Source organism: Pseudomonas vanderleydeniana (genome assembly GCF_014268755.2).
In the GTDB taxonomy this organism is placed as follows: Bacteria; Pseudomonadota; Gammaproteobacteria; order Pseudomonadales; family Pseudomonadaceae; genus Aquipseudomonas; species Aquipseudomonas vanderleydeniana.
On record NZ_CP077093.1, the window covers coordinates 4,695,125 to 4,716,149 of the forward strand.

General features: G+C 54.8%; 13 protein-coding genes, 1 tRNA gene and 1 pseudogene. 8 read left to right on the plus strand and 7 right to left on the minus strand.

The genetic code is table 11. The features are described 5' to 3' along the window. Positions 1-194: 194 nt before the first annotated feature. The 8 genes and pseudogenes from HU752_RS21035 (at position 195) to HU752_RS21070 (ending at position 14,685) form a co-directional block, all read left to right on the plus strand. Positions 195-1,322, plus strand: a complete 1,128-nt coding sequence (locus HU752_RS21035) for an HNH endonuclease (protein ID WP_186675765.1) — start codon at positions 195-197, stop codon at positions 1,320-1,322. 539 nt (positions 1,323-1,861) lie between these two features. Beyond that, a complete protein-coding gene (locus HU752_RS21040; RefSeq protein WP_186675762.1) occupies positions 1,862-3,223 on the plus strand; it encodes a DNA cytosine methyltransferase in 1,362 nt (453 codons plus the stop codon). Between the two features lie 29 nt (positions 3,224-3,252). Then, entirely contained in the window at positions 3,253-5,400 is a 2,148-nt protein-coding gene (locus HU752_RS21045) for a hypothetical protein (protein WP_186675759.1), read from the plus strand. Further along, entirely contained in the window at positions 5,397-6,938 is a 1,542-nt protein-coding gene (locus HU752_RS21050) for a hypothetical protein (RefSeq protein ID WP_186675756.1), read from the plus strand. The genes HU752_RS21045 and HU752_RS21050 overlap by 4 nt, the downstream gene beginning before the upstream one ends. Next, on the plus strand, positions 6,931-12,429 hold the full coding sequence (locus HU752_RS21055) for a putative type IV secretion/conjugal transfer ATPase (protein ID WP_186675753.1): 5,499 nt from the start codon (positions 6,931-6,933) through the stop codon (positions 12,427-12,429). The genes HU752_RS21050 and HU752_RS21055 overlap by 8 nt, the downstream gene beginning before the upstream one ends. 50 nt (positions 12,430-12,479) lie before the next feature. Then, entirely contained in the window at positions 12,480-12,911 is a 432-nt protein-coding gene (locus tag HU752_RS21060; RefSeq protein ID WP_186675751.1) for a very short patch repair endonuclease, read from the plus strand. Between the two features lie 144 nt (positions 12,912-13,055). After that, positions 13,056-13,538, plus strand: coding sequence for a hypothetical protein (locus tag HU752_RS21065; RefSeq protein ID WP_186675749.1), 483 nt, complete (start codon positions 13,056-13,058; stop codon positions 13,536-13,538). Between the two features lie 292 nt (positions 13,539-13,830). Further along, a pseudogene (locus tag HU752_RS21070) lies at positions 13,831-14,685 on the plus strand (IS5 family transposase). A gap of 256 nt (positions 14,686-14,941) precedes the next feature. Here the strand turns inward: HU752_RS21070 and HU752_RS21075 are convergent. From HU752_RS21075 to pheT, 7 genes are all read right to left on the minus strand, one after another. After that, on the minus strand, positions 14,942-15,421 hold the full coding sequence (locus tag HU752_RS21075) for a hypothetical protein (protein ID WP_186675747.1): 480 nt from the start codon (positions 15,419-15,421) through the stop codon (positions 14,942-14,944). A gap of 439 nt (positions 15,422-15,860) precedes the next feature. Then, positions 15,861-16,502, minus strand: coding sequence for a DUF4276 family protein (locus HU752_RS21080; protein WP_186675745.1), 642 nt, complete (start codon positions 16,500-16,502; stop codon positions 15,861-15,863). After that, positions 16,499-17,668: an AAA family ATPase gene (locus HU752_RS21085; protein ID WP_186675743.1), complete on the minus strand. Its 1,170-nt coding sequence runs from the start codon at positions 17,666-17,668 to the stop codon at positions 16,499-16,501. Before HU752_RS21085 ends, HU752_RS21080 begins: the two co-directional genes overlap by 4 nt. A 139-nt stretch (positions 17,669-17,807) precedes the next feature. Beyond that, positions 17,808-17,884, minus strand: a tRNA-Pro gene (locus HU752_RS21090). Between the two features lie 89 nt (positions 17,885-17,973). Then, positions 17,974-18,330: a MerR family transcriptional regulator gene (locus tag HU752_RS21095; protein WP_010443730.1), complete on the minus strand. Its 357-nt coding sequence runs from the start codon at positions 18,328-18,330 to the stop codon at positions 17,974-17,976. After that, on the minus strand, positions 18,311-18,613 hold the full coding sequence (gene ihfA / locus HU752_RS21100; protein WP_002553164.1) for an integration host factor subunit alpha: 303 nt from the start codon (positions 18,611-18,613) through the stop codon (positions 18,311-18,313). Before ihfA ends, HU752_RS21095 begins: the two co-directional genes overlap by 20 nt. A 3-nt stretch (positions 18,614-18,616) precedes the next feature. Continuing rightward, positions 18,617-20,998, minus strand: a complete 2,382-nt coding sequence (gene pheT, locus HU752_RS21105; protein WP_186675741.1) for a phenylalanine--tRNA ligase subunit beta — start codon at positions 20,996-20,998, stop codon at positions 18,617-18,619. Positions 20,999-21,025: the final 27 nt, after the last annotated feature.

The following is a 21,025-nucleotide window of genomic DNA, read 5'->3' on the forward strand; positions in this document are numbered from 1 at the left end:
TCAAAACCGAGCTAACCAAAAAGCCACTAAAAGCAAATAGCCATTACAAAAAACGTAATTTGCCTGATACTGCCGACCAAGATTCGGCCTTATTCAGAAATCTCCCTCATAGACGGTGACAGGCACGACCTGTGCCAGCGCACTCAACAGCGTTTCACCAAACACCAGACCTGGTACTCAAGGAACGAAAACTCATGGCAAAGGGCTGGAGCAACGAAGAGCTTCTCGCATCGCTAGAGGCTTACCGCGTGATGGCACAGAAGCAAGAAGCCGGAATTAGCTACTCCAAGAAGCAGGTGTATGAAGAGCTGGCCGCTCGATTTGATCGCACCGCAAAGGCATTCGAATACCGCATGCAGAACATTTCAGCCGTGTTCGATGAGCTGGGGTTGCCGTGGATACTAGGCCTGAAGCCTGCGGTGAATGTGGGCTCTGACATGAAGATTCGGTTGGTCCAACTCATTCAAGGCATCACACCTGAAGAAGGCCTGCAAGCAGGCAACGTTGAAGACAGTACCAATTGGGAGAAAGCCCTTGCTGCTGTCATCCAATTGGGGGGCATCGCCAGTCGGAGTCAGGTCGAAGAGTGGATCCGCGCTCGTGAGCCCGGATACAACGCCAACAGCCTGTCAGACCTCTACATGATGTCCGTTAACGCCCGGGCACGAACGGGCTACCCGCAAAACAAAAAGCCCCGAAGAACTGACCAGGGCAACCGCTACGACAGGCTGTTCAAAGTCGGCAAAGGCACCTTTGGCATTTACGATCCGGCTCAACATGGCGTATGGGAAATCTACCCCGATGCTTCATCGGGCAGCCGATTTGGCGTCTCTGTTCGCCGGGTGACGAGCCCAATCGAAGAAGCGCTAGCGCACGCAGAAGAAGATGCCGAACACACCACGGGATTCGATCCCGCAGACGTAGCCGACGCAAGAAAGCGCATCACCGCCAACATCGTGCGCCGCCGAGGACAACCCGCTTTCCGAAAAGCACTATTAGAGGCTTACAGCGGCGCTTGCGCCATTACCGGCTGCAACCTGCCCGATGTCCTTGAAGCCGCGCATATCCACCCCTACAAGGGCGACCACACAAACGTCGTACCCAACGGGTTGCTGCTGCGCGCAGACATTCACACCCTGTTCGATCTCGGACTGATCGCCATCGAATCCGAGACGATGGTCGTGCGGGTGGCTCCCAAACTGAAAGATACCGAGTACGGAAAGCTGGAGGGATCCCCGCTTCGCCCCCCGAAACAAATAACCCACCAAGTGAGCCCTGAGGCCTTGGATTGGCACTGGAGCCAATGTGGCTGGTGCGAATGAGCGAGAGCCCATGGTCACGCCCCACCGCGTCATGCCAGAGAGACGGCGGAGGCCAGATAATGGGCCGGCTGCGGCCCAGTGAACTAGATGCCCCTACCTGCCGACATGGGTCCCTACCAGTCCAACAAAGCACGAGCAGGAGAGCAACCGAACACGACGCAGAAGGTCCGCATTCTCGCCGGTATAGTCAAACCTACGCAGATGGACCTTCCGGTCGGACAACGCAGCCCTGTGCTGTACCAATAATGCTTGCACAGCAATGGTTTACAGATGATCGCCGCTAATCCAAAGGCATAAAATCGCATCAAGAAAACATTGCGTTTGCCTGTGTGGGCATCCATCATCTACCCTCACGGGAGCCGTCGACAAACCAGCCTACTACTCCTCCATCTTGAGAAGCAGGCCAATGTAGGCCAATTGGCGCGGAGCATGCCTCTATGGAGACGAAGGTCCCAAGTTTTAAAGGCTGTACAAGCAATAGTCCAGGGCTACAGCTCACGCTCCTTCCCTCATACCTAGATCCATTTGGGCAGGAGCCCATGAAGCAAAACGAGAATTTCCCCCCTTTTCCATCCTTCGACCAGCCCCTACAGTTTGCAGACCTGTTTGCAGGGTGCGGAGGGCTGTCCCTTGGGCTTTCCCTAGCTGGACTCAATGGCGTTTTCGCAGTAGAACGCGACAAAATGGCATTTTCGACATTGTCGACAAACCTGATCGAGCGGGAAGATGTTCCAGTGGAGCGATTCGCCTGGCCTAAATGGCTAGAGAGGCAAGCCTGGGGAATCGACGACATTCTGGACAAGCATGGCTCCGACCTGGCATCCCTGCGAGGACAGATACAGGTACTGGCAGGAGGACCTCCTTGCCAAGGATTTAGTTTCGCAGGTCGTCGAGTAGAGTCCGACCCTCGTAATAAGCTGTTTGAAAAATACGTTGAGATGGTCAGTGCTATCCAGCCTGCTGCAATTGTCCTGGAGAATGTGCCAGGGATGAAAGTAGCCCATTCTGCGAAGAAATGGAAAGAGCTTGGACTACTGGTGAAGCCACGGTCTTACTATGAAAAATTAGTAGAAAGCCTGGATAGCATCGGCTATAGCGTCCTTGGAAAAATTGTCGACTCCTCTCGCTTTGGCGTTCCTCAAAAACGTCCGCGCTTGATCGTGATTGGTCTTCGAAAAGATTTGGCTTGTCATCTCGTAGGTGGCATGGAGAGAGCGTTTGACCTACTGGAAGCATCTCGACTGAAGCAACTTCAGGACTTGAATCTTCCAAATGAAGTTTATGCCGTGGATGCTATTTCGGATTTAGAGCTGAGTGACAAGGGTACCACTGCCTGCGAAGACCCTGAATCACCAAAGGGTTTTCAGGAGATTGTCTATAAAGGCCCTCTTACACCATTTCAGAGGTTGATGCACGAAGGCTGTAGCGGTACCCCCGACAGCTTGCGCCTAGCGAGGCATAGGCCCGCGGTTAAGGCTCGATTCCAAGAAATCATCAACGATGATGAATGCACCAAGGGTGTGCGGATGAGTGCCAAGGTTCGTGAAAAATACGAGCTAAAGAAGCACCGCATATACCCAATGCAAGCAGGTGCCCCTGCCCCTACGATCACCACGTTGCCGGATGATGTTCTTCATTATAAAGAACCTAGGATACTGACTGTCAGAGAGTCTGCACGCCTCCAGTCGTTCCCTGATTGGTATCAGTTCAAGGGCAAGTTCACCACCGGTGGTGCCCAAAGAACAAAAGAGTGCCCGCGCTACACCCAAGTAGGTAATGCTGTACCACCTTATCTAGCACGCGCCATTGGGATGGCAATTCAAGCGATGCTGGAGGAAACTGTTGCACTAGCCCAAAAGCCAGCAGAGCTTGAGCAGGAAAAAACGATAGCCATCGCTTAGAAGCAAAAAAGACATAGGAGTCTAGGGAAATGGAGAGCTCCCACTACGGCGGCGCGCACTACCCAAGCGCGCTGGTCGACTGGGCTGGTCATCACTCGGGGGGAGTGAAGCGACTACTCGATAAGAATAGCGGCCAGCCAAATAAACAACTTCTGCGGACAAACCTTCTATCGCGCCTTGAAGACTGGGCTAATCAACTACCCTCGGGCGCATCAACCGTCCCGCGGGTAGTTTTGTTGGTTGGAGGCCCAGGAAACGGCAAGACTGAAGCTATCGAGTCCACAATCCTGTGGCTAGATAAAAGCCTCGGTTGTGATGGGAAGCTCGTCGACAAACTGTCCCAATCATTCCACCCCTCAAGTGGCTTAGCTGTTCCTCGCAGGGTGACTGTTGATGCTGGAAAACTAGCAAGCAGTGATAGCAGCCTGAGCTTAGAAATCGTTCAGGATGCTTCTGCCACGGCAGGACATGAAGGCGATAGCGCATCGCTCCTTCTTATAAAAGAGCTCAGCAGCCTCATAGGCAAGTCTCACTCTAGCGCCTACCTTTGTTGCGTCAACCGAGGAGTCCTTGATGACGCGCTGATCCATGCCATAGACAACAATCTCAATGAAGCGAGAACTCTTCTGGAGGGCATAACCCAGGCAGTTAGCTTGGCGCACGACGCCCCATCATGCTGGCCGCTCAAAGGATTTCCATCCGTTGCTGTCTGGCCCATGGACGCAGAGTCGCTGCTGGTAGAGCCAGACGACGGCTCCGATGCACCTGCGGATATCCTCATCGGCCAGGCCACCACGACCGAACTGTGGCCTGCGAAAGGTTCCTGCCCAGCGGGAGATCGTTGCCCTTTCTGTGCTAGCCAAGCGATTCTTTCACGCCCAGAGCACAAGGCAGCCCTTCTGCGCACACTGCGCTGGTACGAGCTGGCCAGTGGCAAGCGATGGAGCTTCCGAGACCTGTTCTCCCTAACCTCTTACCTACTTGCTGGCCATCATCCAGCTGTCAGCACTTCAACTGGATCTCTCCGCCAAGCTACTCCATGCGAATGGGCTGCAAACCTTGTTTTACTGGAGCAAAAAGCTAGCTCAATCACGAAGCCTGGCAAGCAGTACCTCACTGCACCCTTTTATCTGGCGACGTCAGGGTACCAGCACGCCTTGTTCCATCAATGGGACAAAGGCGTAGCTAGCTCACTAGGCACCGACCTCAAAGAGCTAGGACTCGATAAGGACCTCGGTTTAGAAGAGTCCAGAACACTACTGGGCCTCAAGCATTTTCTTTCGGAGCGTAATGGCCACTACCTTCCCGCAACCATCGCCCCCTTGCTGGAGGGAATCGTCGAGACCTTGGACCCTGCATTTGCCAGTCCAGACAGTGAAGTTGCCGTAAGTGCCCGCAGCACGATCCTATTGGGCGATCTAGATATGCGCTTCAGTCGCTCCCTCTCGGGAGGCATCGAGTTCATCAGGAAGTACCAGGTACTCTCGCCGAACGAACTGGAAGTGCTCAAGCGCCTTTCTCTCGCAGATACTCGGCTTTCAGACCCAATAGTTCGACGCAAAAAGCCTGCGGCAGCCAGCCGAGTCCAGCATATCCTGCGCGACTTCGCCTGCCGTCTGGTCCGAAGGAGCATATGCACCCGAACTGCTGCTGTAGCAGACGCACCAATCCTGCAGGCCTTCCAACAAGTCGTGGAGGATGACGACAAGCATAGGCACCTCTACGAGGTGGTCAGACAGGTGAAGGATCTGCTCAACACCGGCCAGGAGTTCGAGGTTTCGTTGACGACCACGTTCGGACAGCCCCTTCCTCCTCGCCAACGCCAAGCAACATTGGTCGTGCAACAGAGCCCGGTCAGGACATTCCCTCAAGACACGGCAGGCCGCCCACGGCCGCCCATCTGCTACTTAAAGGTAGGTAAAGGTAACTCGGCCCAACCCGTCCCACTGACCTACGACCTATTCAAGGCCGTCAAGGAGCTGGAAAGAGGTCTTTCTCCGGCAGCTCTCCCAAGGACTGTCGTGGCATTGCTAGATACTGCCAAGGCTCGCCTATCTGGCCCAATCGTCCGGGATAAGGACTTACTTGAAGATGCCAAGATGCGTATTGGCGCAGATGGCACTGTAGTAGGTCTTTCGTGGAATGGCTTTGTTGCAGCCAAGGAGAATGGGCTATGAGTCTTGCAGACTTCAAACAAGCGCCTTGGGGGCGCTCTCATAAAAAGTATCAGGAGTCAGCTCTTTCAATCAGCCCAGCGCCGGAGTACGCAAGCTCAGAGGTACTGCTTGCTTCGCTGTACCGTGCCATCGGTTTTGGCTCCTTGAGTGAGGGCGCGATCCCACAAGCGGGACGTGACCTGGATAAAGATATCCAGAAACGCCGCGAAAAGAGACAAGCTGCTCCCGAGGGTGCGGTTGTGGACGTTGAAGCATGGAACACTGTTCTCCATGGGGTGCTGGAAAGCCCAAAGCTTCCAAACCAATCCTCCAAACGCTTCCTGCAGGTCACGCCAATAGTGCCAGGAATGGCATTGTTTTCCGGGTCCGCCCGGCTAAGTGGCAACTCATGGGTGGCAGGCAGCTTGATACGCCGCATGGTTTGCCTGGGCTCTCCTAGCCTAGAGTCCGCACAAAAACTATGGAAAAAACTCTTCATTGCGTTGAGCGTCAATGAAAATGACGATGTTTTCGCTCGCTGGCTCGACCAAGAAACATCGTCTTGGAACTTAGGACCAGATAGCTGGGACTTCTCCCCAATTACCGAAGATGAAATGGTACCGGAAACACCAGATATTCATGGATTGGCATTCCTTCCAGCACGAAGATTCGCCAAGGATCTGGACTCCATTATCCAAGCGAAAGGATCCATGACCCGCAGGCAATGGACCAGCCTGCTGGAAGCAATACTACGCTTGGGTGCAGCGTCCCACGTCATATGGTTATGTGATGTCCATGCCCGGACCTGGAGCTGCCTATCAGCAGCACTCGGTGGTAGCACCTCCCCATCCAGCGAAGAGGAAGCAAGGCACGCCATATTCCCGCAGGCGCCTCAATACATGGCGTATGGCGGCAAGGCCCTCCAAGGTATTAAGGACAAGATCTCCACTTACCTCAATGCCCGACTGGGAATCAACGCCCTGCTTTGGTCACTAGATCAGATTGAGGCGCCCTATACTGGCAGCCTCGCCACGAGCGCAGGGCTTGCCGGGCTCTGCCAACATATCCGCATCTATCAGGCCAAGCTCAATAGCCTAAATACAGCGGAAACAATCATCGATCTGCGCGAGCAAGAATCACGAGCACTGTTGTGCAAGAAGGGGATCGGCTCCAACCTAATGGAGTTCACACGACATGTCCTCGGGCAGCGCCAGACAGCAGCTCCACTGCTAAGAGGCTATGACCAAGGATACATCCTTAGGAAAAATGGAAGTAGCTCCTCCAGCCCGTGGATAGTATCCCTAGGTCCAGTTGCCGTGCTCGCCCTAGTGCACTGTGCTCTTGCTGGAATGGGTGGCCCCCGCTCCGTCCACCGATTGGGCCAGCATCTCGAGGCCTACGGTGTAGCTGTAGACAAGCACGACATAGCAAGGAACGACCTAGGTCACCAGCTGAGAATGCTCGGCCTTGTACTCGACAGCCCCGACGCAGAGAGCGGCATGCTGTTGCTACCTCCATTCCCCGTTAGCCACTCTCAACTGAGCCCTGAACATGAATAAGCTTGCAATCTGGCTCGCCAAAGAAGTCCTTGGGAAAGTACAAGGTGCAACACAGGGTTACAGCAGCATTAATCCCGAGTACCGACTAATCTTCCGCGGCCCGCCATTAGAAATCCTCGAACAGACCTATAGCGACCTGACCCAAAACGGTGGAATCCAGGTTCAAGGGCGTCAAGATGGAAGCAAGGCGACACTACCAGTGTTACTCCAGTACCCGGGCAATCAGTTGCAAGGGCCCAAGCCGCTGATTGGACAATCTGGCAAGTGCGACAACGATCATTTATTAAATGTTCGCAACGACCCAACCAATCCTAGCTTCGTAGCATTAGTCCCTCCCGGACTGCATAACAACCTGTCTATCGAGTCCACAACGGACGAATTCGGGTTGGGATCAGATACCAGCACCGGAAGCACTTCCTTCGATATCTGGTGGAGAGACGAGTTCGTCCAGCAAGCAGTTGAACAAGCGTTGACCGTTGCCGGCGTAGATCCGCAGCAAAAAGATGATGCGAAGGCCCTAATCGAGAAAGCTACCGGAGCAGTCGATGAAATTGATCCAGACAAAAGTAGCCATCGACTTGCCTGGCACTTACTGTCTCGCATCTACTCAATAGCAAGTACAAACCAAGGACTACCTGCTGGACAGGCACTTGCCCTAGCCTGTGGATTTCCTCCAATGGAGGATGGCAAGATTTCGCCAAAAATCCAACAGTCCACACTAGACAAAATATCCGAAGAGCTTGCCGATGGTTTCAAGACAGGGATCGAACGCCTGACAGCAAATGCAACACCAGAAACAGATAAAGCACTTCGCGAATTGCTCGCCCATTTACAGTCAAACTGTGACATACCTACGGCCTTCGAGCGTGCGACCGCGGCCTTCTACCTACCCAATGCGGGACTAGAACTAACGGCTCCTCCGTCTTGGTGGACAACCCTGACTATCGAGCAATGGACAGAACTGCTCTCGAACGAAGAGAACCAGGCCATTGGTGAAGTTGCCATCCAATGCACTAACGGCATTATCCCGATTAACAAGGGAATGCCAGCCCTGGTCAGAGGTCAGGTCGAACTCGCCGTCTCTACCAGTGAGGGCTATCAGCCTCAGGAGGTCCAACTGACGGGTGGGTCGCAGGGTAAAGCTTTCATATCATTGCCTGTCGCTCTAAATGGACCAACCCGCTATTCAGACTCAAGCCCCCCTGCCCATAAGACTCCGATGAGCTACAAGGTCATTGCTGGCGGCTCTAAACCTGCAAGTATCCGAGTCATATCCCTGGAGACCTGGCAACCCGGCATTGTCGTTAGTTGCAGACTAGCAACTAAATCGACACCACCCAAGAAACCCAGAAAGAAGTCGGCGAAATTGCATTGGGAAACAGCTCTTTCGCTCCCAGGATCAGGGCGTTATGAACTGCGGATCCACCTGTCGCCTGGAGTGTCCCTAGGAACGGTTGAAGGCCTATCCGACGACACTACTGAGATAGAGGCTGGCAAGCAGGATATCGAGACAAAGCAAGTTGGTGAGGACGAGTACCTCATTGAGATAGAAGCCGACGGTAAGTACCAGCTTGATATTGCGTTCACCCTGCCGGGTGAAAAAGCGCCATCGATTTGTAGAGCCTATCTGGCTTGCGAAGAGACGAAGGAGGAAGGTTGTCGTAGTGAATTCGAACGCCTCATCAAGCTCAATCGCAGGCATCTCGAAAAATTCGATACCAAGGCCGTCGTACACCTAGAACGAAACTCTCGTGCCTCCAGTCTTCAGTCCTGGATGCTCGAAGAGCAGAATGCAGCAATTTCATTCAGGCCATTGGTTATTTCAAACGACTATGCCTCACAATGGGCACCACCTGATTGGAATGCAATTGATGGCCCGATACTCTCTCGAGGCCAGTTCCTGCACGACCCACGCCCACAGGCAGAACACTTCCAGCCACCGAAAGGTTTCATCGAGGCCCGTCAAGAGCTGGCAAAGTACATCCGAGGGGAAGACCAGTCGGGGCTGCTTGAGTCCGCCCCTCTGGGAGCTTGGCTGTCAAATGACCCGGATTTTAGGTCTCTAGTCGAAAGCTACCTCGACTCATTCATGTCATGGGTCAGCACCAATCCGTCAGTTGCTTGCTGGGTGGATACCGTTATCGTCTGCTCGCTGCAAGCAGATGGCCGCACTCTGGATAGGATCCCAGACGCAATTATCCTATCCCCTCTTCATCCATTGCGTCTTGCATGGCATTGCCTCGCCCAGAAGGTGCTGAGGGACGAAGTCGAGGGGGACTCAGCATGCCCATGTCCGGCAGCCAGCATCCTAGATCCAGATTGCATTCCTGATCTATTGACCCTTTGCCTGCAGTCACCGAGTGGCGAAGATAGCGTGGACTTCCTATCAGTAGAATGTAGCTCTGACTACTGGTCAGTGCTCTGGAATGGCTCCCGGCTAAACCAAATTCCTGAACGTACCAGCCGGGCCCCTTTCGACAGTAGTCTCGGACTCACAGTGGGCGGTATATCTAGCGGATTCAGCCCAGCCCAAGTTTCTCGTGCACTCGACGACGTGACGGACCTGTTATCAGCAAAACCTATCGTCAGCTTGGTTGTATCCAGTGCAGGCGGCACTACGGATGCCTGTAACGAAGGTCTAGCAAATTGGTGCACAAAGCGCTTTGGCAACGGAGATCAGGACAAGACACGTCAAAGTGTTGGAGCAAGAATTCTGGAGGTGTTCGACACAAGGAAAACCGGAGTACCCGATCAGGCGACGATAGCCAATCTCTCTGAAGATACCGACAATCATGTCCGTTGGTACGATAAGCAACCTGTCAACTCCAAACCCGATCTTGGAATAATTGCCCAGCTAAACTCAGCCGATCCCGAGTCCAAGGAAGTGGGAATACTATCCCCACTGAGTGTAGGGGGACTGATCAGGCACCGAGTTAGGCGTCAACTAAAAGCCTCGTTCCTAAGCGAATCCAGACAAGGCCTGCAAATGCCCCTGTCAGGCGATCCATTTGCCGACAAAGTATCCACTTGCATGCTCATGCTGGAGAAAATCCGGGATGGTAAGGTCGGACTGCAATTTTCCCCAAACACCCATGCAATTTCCGGCATGCTTGAGGGCAATAGCGCAGGGTTTGTCGCTGTCTCATCCTCAGCTATTGATCCTGCGTGTTTCCTCGGAGGTTGGATCGAAGGTACCTACCTATGGGACTACGACCTGCCTGCATACTCCCACCGCGCAGGTGATACCAGCGGCTACTATCTCTTGTCACAGGTCAAGGAAGCAGATCGGGACGCGCTTCGAAGAGTGCTGAAGCCCCTGCCGGATTGCGGAAACCTAGACGACAACCAGATCGAGCAGATACTTCTTGAAGTCGCCAGACGTGGGATCCCTACTGTGCGAGGCCTATCTGGAGACGACACAGGCGCTACTGGAGATCTCGGTCTCTTTCTTGCCGTTCGCCTGCTGCAGGACCAATTCCGCCAGGAAGGTAACCTGAACAGCCTACTGCCAGTTCTTGCAGGTACCCCAGAAGACTCGACCATAGCTATTATCATTCCGGTCGACCCCTTCCGAGGATACCTTTCCGACCTCGCTCGCTCCCTGGGCAAGGAACGCAAGGAAATGTCCCTGTCACGTCCAGACCTGCTTGCGGTGGGTGTAAGAGCATGCAATGACAGAATTCAATTGCACCTTACTCCCATCGAGGTCAAATGCAGGCAAAACAGTGTGTTCAGTTCTGGTGACTCGACCGAGGCGCTGAATCAGGCAAAGGCGCTTTCGACACTGCTGCGTGCCATCGAGGAACGCGCGACCACATCGCTCGCCTGGCGGCTAGCCTTCCAGCACCTATTGTTGTCGATGATAGGCTTTGGCCTAAGGGTGTATAGCCAACATCAAGCCGTGGATGGGCAAGCCGGACGCTGGGCCAGCTACCACGAGCGTATTGCCGCAGCGATACTTAACCCTACTCCAACGATTAGCATCGACGAAAAAGGACGCCTAATCGTAGTTGATGGCTCCCCCGACAGCGACTCGCATGACCGTGATGGAGATGGCTATGCAGAGACAATCGTCATATCCAGCAAAGATGCGGGCCGGATGATTGTCGGAAACGACGCCCAATCTTTCTACGACTCTGTTCGTAGCAAAGTCAATGATTGGGGGCTACTGCCTGCGAGCACAAACGAGCCGTCCTCTCCAACATCGAAATCGACATCGATAGTTGAAGCCCCTGTCTTGAGCGAAGAGCAAACGGGTACGCCTGCATCGGAACCAGGAGAGAAAGCAAACGGCTCCTCCCTTGAATTGATAGAGCAATCATCTACCACAACGAGTTCACCCATGGCCGCACCAGCTACTCCAGTCAGCAGCGGAATTGTCCTGTCTGTAGGCAAGACCGTCGATGGTTTCGAGCCTCGCCCACTCACTCTCAACATATCCAACACCCAGCTCAACCAGCTGAACATTGGCGTCGTCGGTGACCTCGGGACAGGGAAGACCCAGTTCCTGAAATCCCTAATTCTGCAGATCTCTAGGTCTCGCGATGAAAACCGAGGGATAACACCTAGATTCCTCATCTTCGACTACAAGCGCGACTACAGCAGCGACGATTTTGTTAAGGCGACAGGTGCCAAGGTCGTGAAGCCCTATCGCCTTCCCCTGAACCTATTCGACACAACAGGCATGGGCGAGTCTTCTGCCCCCTGGCTAGACAGGTTCCGGTTCTTCTCAGACGTTCTGGACAAGGTGTACACAGGCATAGGGCCTGTTCAACGAGACAAGCTCAAAAAGGCTGTCCGTAATGCCTATGACACAGCCAACGCAGAAAATAGGCAGCCAACGATCTACGACATACACGAAGAATACAGCCAGCTACTCGCCGGCAAGTCGGACTCACCAATGGCAATCATTGATGATCTGGTAGACATGGAAGTCTTCGCTCGCGACGGAGATATCAAACCGTTCGACGAGTTCCTAGACGGGGTCGTGGTTATATCCCTGGACGCCATGGGACAGGACGACAGAAGCAAGAACATGCTCGTTGCCGTCATGCTAAATATGTTCTACGAGAACATGCTTCGGACCCCAAAACGTCCCTTCATAGGTGATTCACCACAGCTCCGAGCCATAGACTCGTACCTATTGGTGGACGAGGCAGACAACATCATGCGATATGAATTCGACGTCCTGCGGAAGCTACTTTTGCAAGGGCGGGAGTTCGGAGCGGGTGTGATTCTTGCATCTCAGTACCTCCGGCACTTCAAGGCTGGAGCGACCGATTATCGCGACCCTCTGCTAACTTGGTTTATTCACAAGGTACCCAATGCCACGCCAAACGAACTTGGCGCCCTGGGGTTCACATCGGACCTAGCCGAGCTATCCGAACGCGTGAAGACGCTTCCGAACCATCATTGCCTCTACAAATCGTTCGATGCTACAGGTGAAGTCATACGTGGCCTCCCCTTCTTCGAGCTCACCAGCCAGAGTTAACCCAGGCTCAGTCCGGCCCTAGCCGCTAGGGCCGGACAAGGAGACTACCATTGACTGACATCCTTTCCCCAGCAGAACGTTCGAAGAGGATGTCACGCATCAGAAGCAAGGACACCCGTCCAGAGCTTGTCCTACGCAAAATCCTTCATGGACTTGGGCTTAGATATCGACTGCACAGCATCAGGCTTCCCGGAAAACCGGACCTGATATTTCCTCGCTACAACGTAGTAGTGTTCGTGCATGGATGCTTTTGGCACCGCCATGCGGAATGCAACATCGCTACAACCCCCAAGAGCAATACACCCTTTTGGCTTGAGAAGTTTGAGAAAAATGTTGAGCGGGACATACGAGTCAGGTCACAGCTGGAAAATCTCGGATGGAGGGTATTCGTGGTTTGGGAGTGTGAGCTCGCCTCCACAAAAAAAGCGCAAGCTACTGCAGAGCGACTTAACGGGTGGATTCGCGATGACGAAAAATCCTGACATGTATCAGCCGGATAAACACCAGTACTTGAGAAGAAAACGCCCAATTAAAGCCTGACTATAGGTTCAGTGACTTGACCACCTGCAAGAAGAAGTGAACCAGATGATAAGATCAGCCACCCAAAATTCAGCTACGAATTAAGAATGTCTAGAAAAATCATATCTGCCAAAGAGTTCGACATCTGCGTTTCGATGTCAGATCTAGTCACCTGGGAAGGCGACGACAAGACTCCCAATGTCGACTTACAGGCTGTATTTGCCGCCCTTGAAATTCCCGTCAACATCATGGAGCTCTATGAATCGTATTTCGCCCACCTTTATAACGGCTACGGCGACGTACACGTCTATCATGCTCAAAATAACGGAGGCAGTATTCTCGCGATCGACTTGTATCGAGAACTCACCGATCAACAAGATTTGACAGCCCTATCGTTACGCATTGAAAGCCCCGCATTTGATCAGGTACTCGCCCATCTGAGGTCATTCTTTGACAGTGCCACCCGTCAAGTGGCATTTGAGCAGGTAAGCTATTCCAGGCGGCTTCGCGAGATGCTTGACGAGAGCAGATACCCCCGACAGGTCGAAGAAGATCACGACTATATGCAGCAACACTTCGTCCACCGGTGATGCCAGGCAGCCTAATGCCACGTAACGCCAATTCAGCGCTGGCGTCTTCCTCTACGCCAAGGCCAGTGTTACTTGCTGATCGCCTCCTTGCGATCACGCAAGTGCACTACCGGACATCAGAACCTCCTACACAACGAGCTGACGTAATCAACGAGCCGGACACTGCTGCGTCGACGGTTCCTTGCCAAAAATTAGCCTAGGCTCTGTCTGAAATCCCAAGAAACTGAAATGTGGCCCCGGAACAGCCTGGGCTCTGTACAGTCGCCGACCATCTACAGAAAGGAATTCTGTGATGGCAAAGCGTTATGAGCTCTCGGATGAAGCGTGGGCAGTGGTCACCAATCTCTTTACGGCAGCTCACGCCAGGGGCCGGCCCCGCAGCAGTGATCGCTTGATGCTCGATGCTGTGCTCTGGGTACTTTGTTCAGGAGCAACCTGGCGAGATATGCCCGAGCGTTTCGGGTCTTGGGCGACGGTCTATCACCGCTTCCGAGCCTGGCGAAACTGCGAAACATTCGATCAGATGCTCAGACGATTGCACCTCAGACTTAATGACAAAGGCTTGATCGCCCCCGCACCTGAATGATCGATTCGACCGCTGGTAGAGCAACCCGTGCTTTATCTGGAGCGCGGAAAAAGGGGGCCTGACGAGCCTGCCGATCACGCTCTAGGCCGCAGTCGTGGCGGCCTGACAACCAAAATCTACATGCTCTGCGACGCCAACGGGATACCGCTGCGCTTTCTCCTCTCTGGCGGTCAAGCCAGTGACATCAGCTACGCACAACCACTGTTGGACGAAGTCAGCATTCCATCGAGCCAACGTGGCCGCCCGCGCAAGCGCTGAAAATGGCTGCTTGCCGATAAGGGCTACGACGCCTAAGCGCTACGCCGCTACTGCGACCAATATCGAATGCAACCCGTCATCCCACTGCGCTCGATGAAGCGCAAGCCCAAGCCTGGCTTACCCAGACTGTTCGACCGGCCCAAATACCGACAGCGCAACATCATCGAACGCATGTTTGGCTGGCTGAAAGAGAGCCGCCGAATCGTCACGCGCTTCGACAAGCTTGCAAAAAGTTGTGCCGCGATGGTCTCGCTGGCTTGTGTCTTGCGGTGTGTGCGACGGCTTTTTTCAGACAGAGCCTAGCAATCTACCGACAAAAAGTAACGAAAGCACTGCTATTTAAATAGCAACCAACCGCCTTGCAGAATTTAATCAACCGCACCACATAAATAATTATTCGTTTTTCCACCACATCTCTCAACGAACCAAAAGCAACAAACCATATCCGACCCATACATAAAGATCTAGGCATGACTTAAGATTATCCGAGAATATTCAACATCGAAAAAATCACTAGCCCCCGATAAACCAATTAATTTGATCGAATACACTTTAACAACTATTGAAACCGAGGGCGGAAAAACAAAACCTTCAAGATGGAAAGGAAAAACTCGAAGACTAGAGCCAGAAGTGCAGTCAGAAGAACCATAATACCTTGGCTATCTATAGGTTCGACAAAATCCAACATTCTAGAAGCCAGAGTGTAAGCTAAAAAATTTCCAGACCAGAAATAAAAATTATTGACTACTAGTTTTCCAACAAAATCAAATAGTCTCTCCAACCACCCATCCCTAATAAATTCGTCACGCCGAAATGCCGCATAGCCGGTGATAAGCGCACACACCACTATTCCCCCCAAAAGATTATAAGAAAATACTTTCGAAGAAGTTCGCCAATTGATAATCGAAGAAATTACGCTTGGGACTTCAGTACTACCAGATATATACCCCAACTGATGGGTTCCGATTACTGTGACTATAAGCAAAGGCATGACGAGAAAACAAAGCAGCGATGAACGGCGAAAAGTGATTACGTCCACGAACAGTCCAACCTTTTAATTACTGTTTATAGAGAGTAAACCAAAAAACTGGATGGATGAACAGTGCTTTATTAAATTATATCAAGCTAGACACCGACCCGTTATCGACAGGGCAAGCTCACTACCGGGTAGAGAATCTCTTCCACCCGATCTGAAGCACTCAACGAGCCGAACACCTCCACCCCGACGGCGCCTTGCATCCGAGCATCCTGGGAATGCGTCAATCCTTCCGAGCCAACACGCACTAGCTCATACACCGCCCACGTCAAAACAAAGACCGGCACCGGATGTCTAGAAACTATCTCCGAATAAAGCCCTTCGGCCATACTCATCACGCCTAGGGCCAGTACGATTTTTTCGCGCGAAAGCCAGAAACAACAGAACCACCCGAAGGTGGCTCTGCCATCGAATCACGCTAGAGATGCAACGTTCCGATAAATCACATGCGCTTTTCAAGCATCTCAAAAAACCGCTTGGCCCAAGGCGAAGCCTCGCTCACTTTGGCCGGGTCGATCAGCCCCAGCAATTTGAAGGAATGCTCGCCCTTGCCGTACTGATCCTTGGATTTGCAATTGCGGGTCGCGTCGGCGAACGCATCGTAGACACGCTCCTTAGCTACACGCTCAAGAGAATTGCCCAGAGCCGGCAGTTTATTTTCCTGATAACCCTGCCCGAAAAACTCCTTGAGCACCTGCCGATCCGCCAGCAACCAGCTTTCCATGCATTGCACCATCAACTGACACTGCCAATCCTCAGAGCCCTCAGGCTTTTTCCAACCATCCCCTTGTCGCTGGAGCAGATGTTGCCATGGCAACCAGTTGGCGCGGTCGTCGGCCTCGCGCGCATCACCCGGTTGCGCCGCCGCGATCACCGGCGCCTCGCTATCTATCAGCAACATGGCCTTCTCGCCATTGCGTATCGCGGTGTAGAAAGAATCGTACGCGTCATTACGGCTGCCACACGCCACGATTCTGGGCATGCGCCCCTTGAAGCCGGCCTTGTCCAGAAGCTTCGAAAACCCCTCACGACAGGCCGTTCGCAATGAAGCAGCGCTCCCTCCCCCTTCGACATAGAGCTTCACCAGCGCGTCCCTCCGATTTCACCTCGCGTCCATAGCTGGCCCAGCCGGTATTTCTCCAGCCAAGGCTTGAGCTTCTCGGCATTCAGGCGTGTCAGCGTCGTACCGGACTCCGACTTCTCTGCCACCAGGACCGACTCCGGCTGATCACTCATGGCATCTACCAGCACATCGGAATGCGTGGTCACAATCAGTTGCGTGCGCGTCGACGCTTCTTTGAGCAGATCCGCCAACGTCGGCAAAATATCCGGGTGCAGCCCAAGCTCAGGCTCTTCGATACAGATCAGCGGAGGCGGATTGGGATGGCACAGGACCGCCAGCAGGCACAAGTAGCGCAAGGTACCGTCTGACAGGCGAGTCGCCGGCACCGTCATGTTTCCTTCGTGGAAAAATACCTGAACCGTACCGCCCTCGATCTGCACATCGTAGTCGTCGATACCGCTGTAAAGCGACTGCAGGGCCGTCAACAGACGCCGCTTGACCGCCGGGTCGCGGCGTAGCCGGTTAAGCACCAGGCCGAGATTGCTGCAATCCGGTTCCAACACATCGTTGGGCAAATCTGCCTTTTGCGGCAGCCGAGGCGTGGTGTAGCGGCCAAAACTCCATTCCCTGTAAAGCCGGATCTTGCCCAGCGTCTGCCCCAGGTAAGTTACTTCCGGGTACTGATCCGGGTCGCGACGCTGAGATAGGATTGACTTCTCCAGGTCGACATCTTCCTGTTGCAGGGAACGGCTGCCCCCACCTTTCAGGTTCAGCACCGGCCGGCCGCCGTTGAAGTGATAGAAGAAATACGGCTGGGCATGACGCGCCCCGTCCGGCTTTTCGTTCTCGACGCGCTCATCCGCGATCTCGAAACGCTGCCCGACTTCCGTGAATGCCAGCTGATAACGCAGGTTCTGCGCCCCCCTGGGGTGGGCTATCACAAAGTCCAGGGCAGCAGTTGGCGTTCCCTTCGCCCCTTTCCAAAGCCAGTCACGGACACCACCGCCTTCACGGATAGGTTTCGACAGTTGCTCCGGCGCACTGCGCAGCAACTCGATGGACTCCAATAGGTTGGACTTGCCAGACCCGTTCGGCCCGATAATGACATTCAGCGAACTCAAGGGTACGGGGGTGGACGAAGTACCAAAGCTGAGAAAGTTCGCCAGTCGAATGGAGTGGATCAGCATTGCGTCTGCTCCCTGATGTGCGTCATTAACCTGCCGAATCGCAGCCCCGCCCAGGATAATGGAACAGATGGCGCCACTCGGAAAGTCAATTATTCCAAAAACAACAAAGCCACCCGAAGGTGGCTCTGTCATCAAATATTGGTCGGGACGGAGTGATTCGAACACTCGACCCCTTGCACCCCATGCAAGTGCGCTACCGGGCTGCGCTACGCCCCGACACTGAGTAGCTGTGCTTTCAAACCTCTGAAAGCGATTAGGAATTTAACCTAACCTTTTGAATTTTGGAAGTATTATTTCCAAAAAATTTACTTCTTGAGCACCACCAGCACATCCTCCAGCTCCGCAATCATCTGGTGGATCAGTTGCTTGTACTGGATGTTCTCTTCCTTGGCGTCGTCACTGGAGAGGCGCTGGCGCGCCCCGCCGATGGTGAAGCCCTGGTCGTACAGCAAGGCGCGGATCTGGCGGATCATCAGCACATCGTGGCGCTGGTAATACCGGCGGTTGCCGCCCCGCTTGGAGGGGTTGAGTTGAGGGAATTCCTGCTCCCAGTAGCGCAGCACGTGCGGCTTTACCGCACACAGCTCGCTGACTTCACCAATGGTGAAGTAGCGTTTGCCTGGGATCGGCGGGAGCTCGTCGTTATGACTTGGTTCCAGCATAGGCCTCAACTCGGGCTTTCAGTTTCTGCCCTGGACGAAAGGTGACCACACGGCGCGCCGTGATCGGGATTTCCTCTCCCGTTTTTGGATTGCGGCCAGGCCGCTGGCGTTTGTCGCGCAAATCAAAGTTGCCGAAACCCGACAATTTGACCTGCTCGTTGTCCTCGAGTGCGTGGCGGATCTCTTCAAAGAACAGCTCGACCAATTCCTTGGCCTCGCGTTTGTTAAGACCCAACTCCTCGTAGAGACGTTCCGCCATTTCAGCTTTCGTCAGAGCCCCCATACGTCACTTCCTTAACGTGGCGTTCAACCTGGTTTCAAGCGAGGTGAGGATATTTTGCGTTGCGGAGTTCACCTCATCGTCATTAAGAGTGCGCGATGGATGCTGCCAGGTCAAGCCAACGGCCAGGCTTTTTCTATGAGGATCAATGCCTTTACCCTCATAAACGTCAAAAAGCCTGAGGTCCGTCAGCCATTCGCCTGCATTTTCACGAATAACCTCCAGGACCGCGCTGGATGCCACGCCTTTGTCCGCCAGCAGGGCCAGGTCACGACGCACTTCCGGGAAGCGCGACAGCTCGCTGAATTTCGGCATCTTGCCCGCCGCCACTTCAGCCAGGACCAGCTCGAAGACGAACACCGGACGATCCAGACCCAAGGTCTTGGACAGCTCAGGGTGGATCGCACCAATGAAGCCGACCAGTTTCCCGTCGCGCTCGATCTGGGCGGTCTGGCCCGGATGCAGCGCAGGGTGTTTGCCCGGCACGAAGGTGAACGCATCCAGTGCGCCGGCAGCGCCCAGGATCGCTTCCACGTCCGCCTTGACGTCGAAGAAGTCGACCGAGTCGCGACCGTGTGCCCAGCCTTCCGGCAGACGGCTGCCGCAGACCACACCGGCCAGCATCGGCTCTTGCTTCAGGCCTTCCAGCTGGCCGACAAAACGCAGGCCGCTTTCGAACAGGCGCACGCGGTCCTGCTGACGGTTCAGGTTGTGCTGCAGCACCTTGACCAGGCCCGGCCACAGGGACGAGCGCATGGCCGCCATGTCGTTGGAGATCGGGTTGGCCAGCAGCAGCGGCTCGACGCCTGGGCTGAACAGCTCGAACTGCTTCGGATCGATGAAGCTGTAGGTGATCGCTTCCTGGTAGCCACGCGCGACCAGCAGGCGACGCAGCTCAGGCAGGCCACTACGGGCTTCAGCCTTGGCCTTTGGCGCCAGACGGGCTTGCGGGTAACGAACCGGCAGGCGGTTGTAGCCGTACAGGCGCGCCAGTTCTTCGATCAGGTCGACTTCCAGGCTGATATCGAAGCGATGGCTTGGTACTTCTACCGTCCACTGCCCTGCCCCATTGGCGGTGACGCCCAGGCCCAGGCCGGTCAGCAGGCGCTCGACTTCGGCCGAGGCCATTTCCATGCCCAGCATCTGGGTGATGCGCTCGGCACGCAGGGTGACCGGCGCCACGGAAGGCAGGTGCGCTTCGCTGACGGTTTCGATGATCGGGCCGGCTTCACCGCCGGTGATTTCCAGCAGCAGGCCAGTGGCGCGCTCCATGGCTTCACGGGCCAGTTTCCAGTCCACGCCACGCTCGTAGCGGTGCGAAGCGTCGGTGTGCAGACCGTAGGAACGGGCCTTGCCCGCGACGGCGATCTGATCGAAGAACGCACTTTCCAGGAAGATGTCGCGCGTGGTCGCGGTGTTCACACCGCTGTGCTCGCCACCCATCACGCCGGCGATCGCCAGGGCGCGGTTGTGGTCGGCAATCACCAGGGTATCGCTACGCAGGGTGACTTCCTGACCGTCGAGCAGTACCAGCTTCTCGCCTTCTTCAGCCATGCGCACACGGATGCCGCCGTTGATTTCGGCGAGGTCGAAGGCGTGCAGTGGCTGGCCCAGTTCGATCATCACGTAGTTGGTGATGTCGACGGCAGCGTCGATGCTGCGTACGTCGGAACGACGCAGGCGCTCGACCATCCACAGTGGGGTCGGCTTGGACAGGTCGACATTGCGGATCACCCGGCCCAGGTAACGTGGGCACGCGGCCGGCGCCAGGACTTCAACCGGACGCACCTCGTCGTGCACGGCAGCGACGGCAGGCACGGTTGGACGCGCGACGTCAGCGGCGTACAGCGCGCCGACTTCACGGGCAAGACCCGCCAGGGACAGGCAGTCGCCGCGGTTCGGGGTCAGGTCGACCTCGATGCTGGCGTCGTCCAGGCTCAGGTAGGCACGGATGTCGTCGCCCACTGGCGCATCGGCGGCCAGTTCGAACAGGCCGTCGTTGCCTTCACCGATCTGCAATTCGGCCTGCGAGCAGAGCATGCCGTTGGATTCAACGCCGCGCAGCTTGGCCTTCTTGATCTTGAAGTCGCCTGGCAGCTGGGCGCCAATCATGGCGAACGGCACCTTCAGGCCCGGGCGCACGTTCGGCGCACCGCAGACGACCTGGAAGGTTTCCGCGCCGTTGCTGACCTGGCAGACGCGCAACTTGTCGGCGTCCGGGTGCTGCTCGGTGCTCAGTACTTCACCGACCACCACGCCGCTGAATTCGCCGGCGGCCGGGGTCACGCTGTCGACCTCCAGACCCGCCATCGACAGACGAGCAACCAGCTCGTCGCGGCTCACCTGCGGGCTTACCCAGCCACGCAGCCATTGTTCACTGAATTTCATCCTGTTCTCCCAATAGATTCGTGACGA

Bases quoted from the DNA above. Each gene is read 5' to 3' on its own strand.
- HU752_RS21040 (WP_186675762.1), top strand. From the start codon at position 1,862: ATGAAGCAAAACGAGAATTTCCCCCCTTTTCCATCCTTCGACCAGCCC.
- HU752_RS21085 (WP_186675743.1), bottom strand. From the start codon at position 17,668: ATGCTGATCCACTCCATTCGACTGGCGAACTTTCTCAGCTTTGGTACT.
- pheT (WP_186675741.1), bottom strand. From the start codon at position 20,998: ATGAAATTCAGTGAACAATGGCTGCGTGGCTGGGTAAGCCCGCAGGTG.
- HU752_RS21050 (WP_186675756.1), top strand. From the start codon at position 5,397: ATGAGTCTTGCAGACTTCAAACAAGCGCCTTGGGGGCGCTCTCATAAA.
- HU752_RS21065 (WP_186675749.1), top strand. From the start codon at position 13,056: ATGTCTAGAAAAATCATATCTGCCAAAGAGTTCGACATCTGCGTTTCG.
- HU752_RS21035 (WP_186675765.1), top strand. From the start codon at position 195: ATGGCAAAGGGCTGGAGCAACGAAGAGCTTCTCGCATCGCTAGAGGCT.
- HU752_RS21095 (WP_010443730.1), bottom strand. From the start codon at position 18,330: ATGCTGGAACCAAGTCATAACGACGAGCTCCCGCCGATCCCAGGCAAA.
- ihfA (WP_002553164.1), bottom strand. From the start codon at position 18,613: ATGGGGGCTCTGACGAAAGCTGAAATGGCGGAACGTCTCTACGAGGAG.
- HU752_RS21055 (WP_186675753.1), top strand. From the start codon at position 6,931: ATGAATAAGCTTGCAATCTGGCTCGCCAAAGAAGTCCTTGGGAAAGTA.
- HU752_RS21045 (WP_186675759.1), top strand. From the start codon at position 3,253: ATGGAGAGCTCCCACTACGGCGGCGCGCACTACCCAAGCGCGCTGGTC.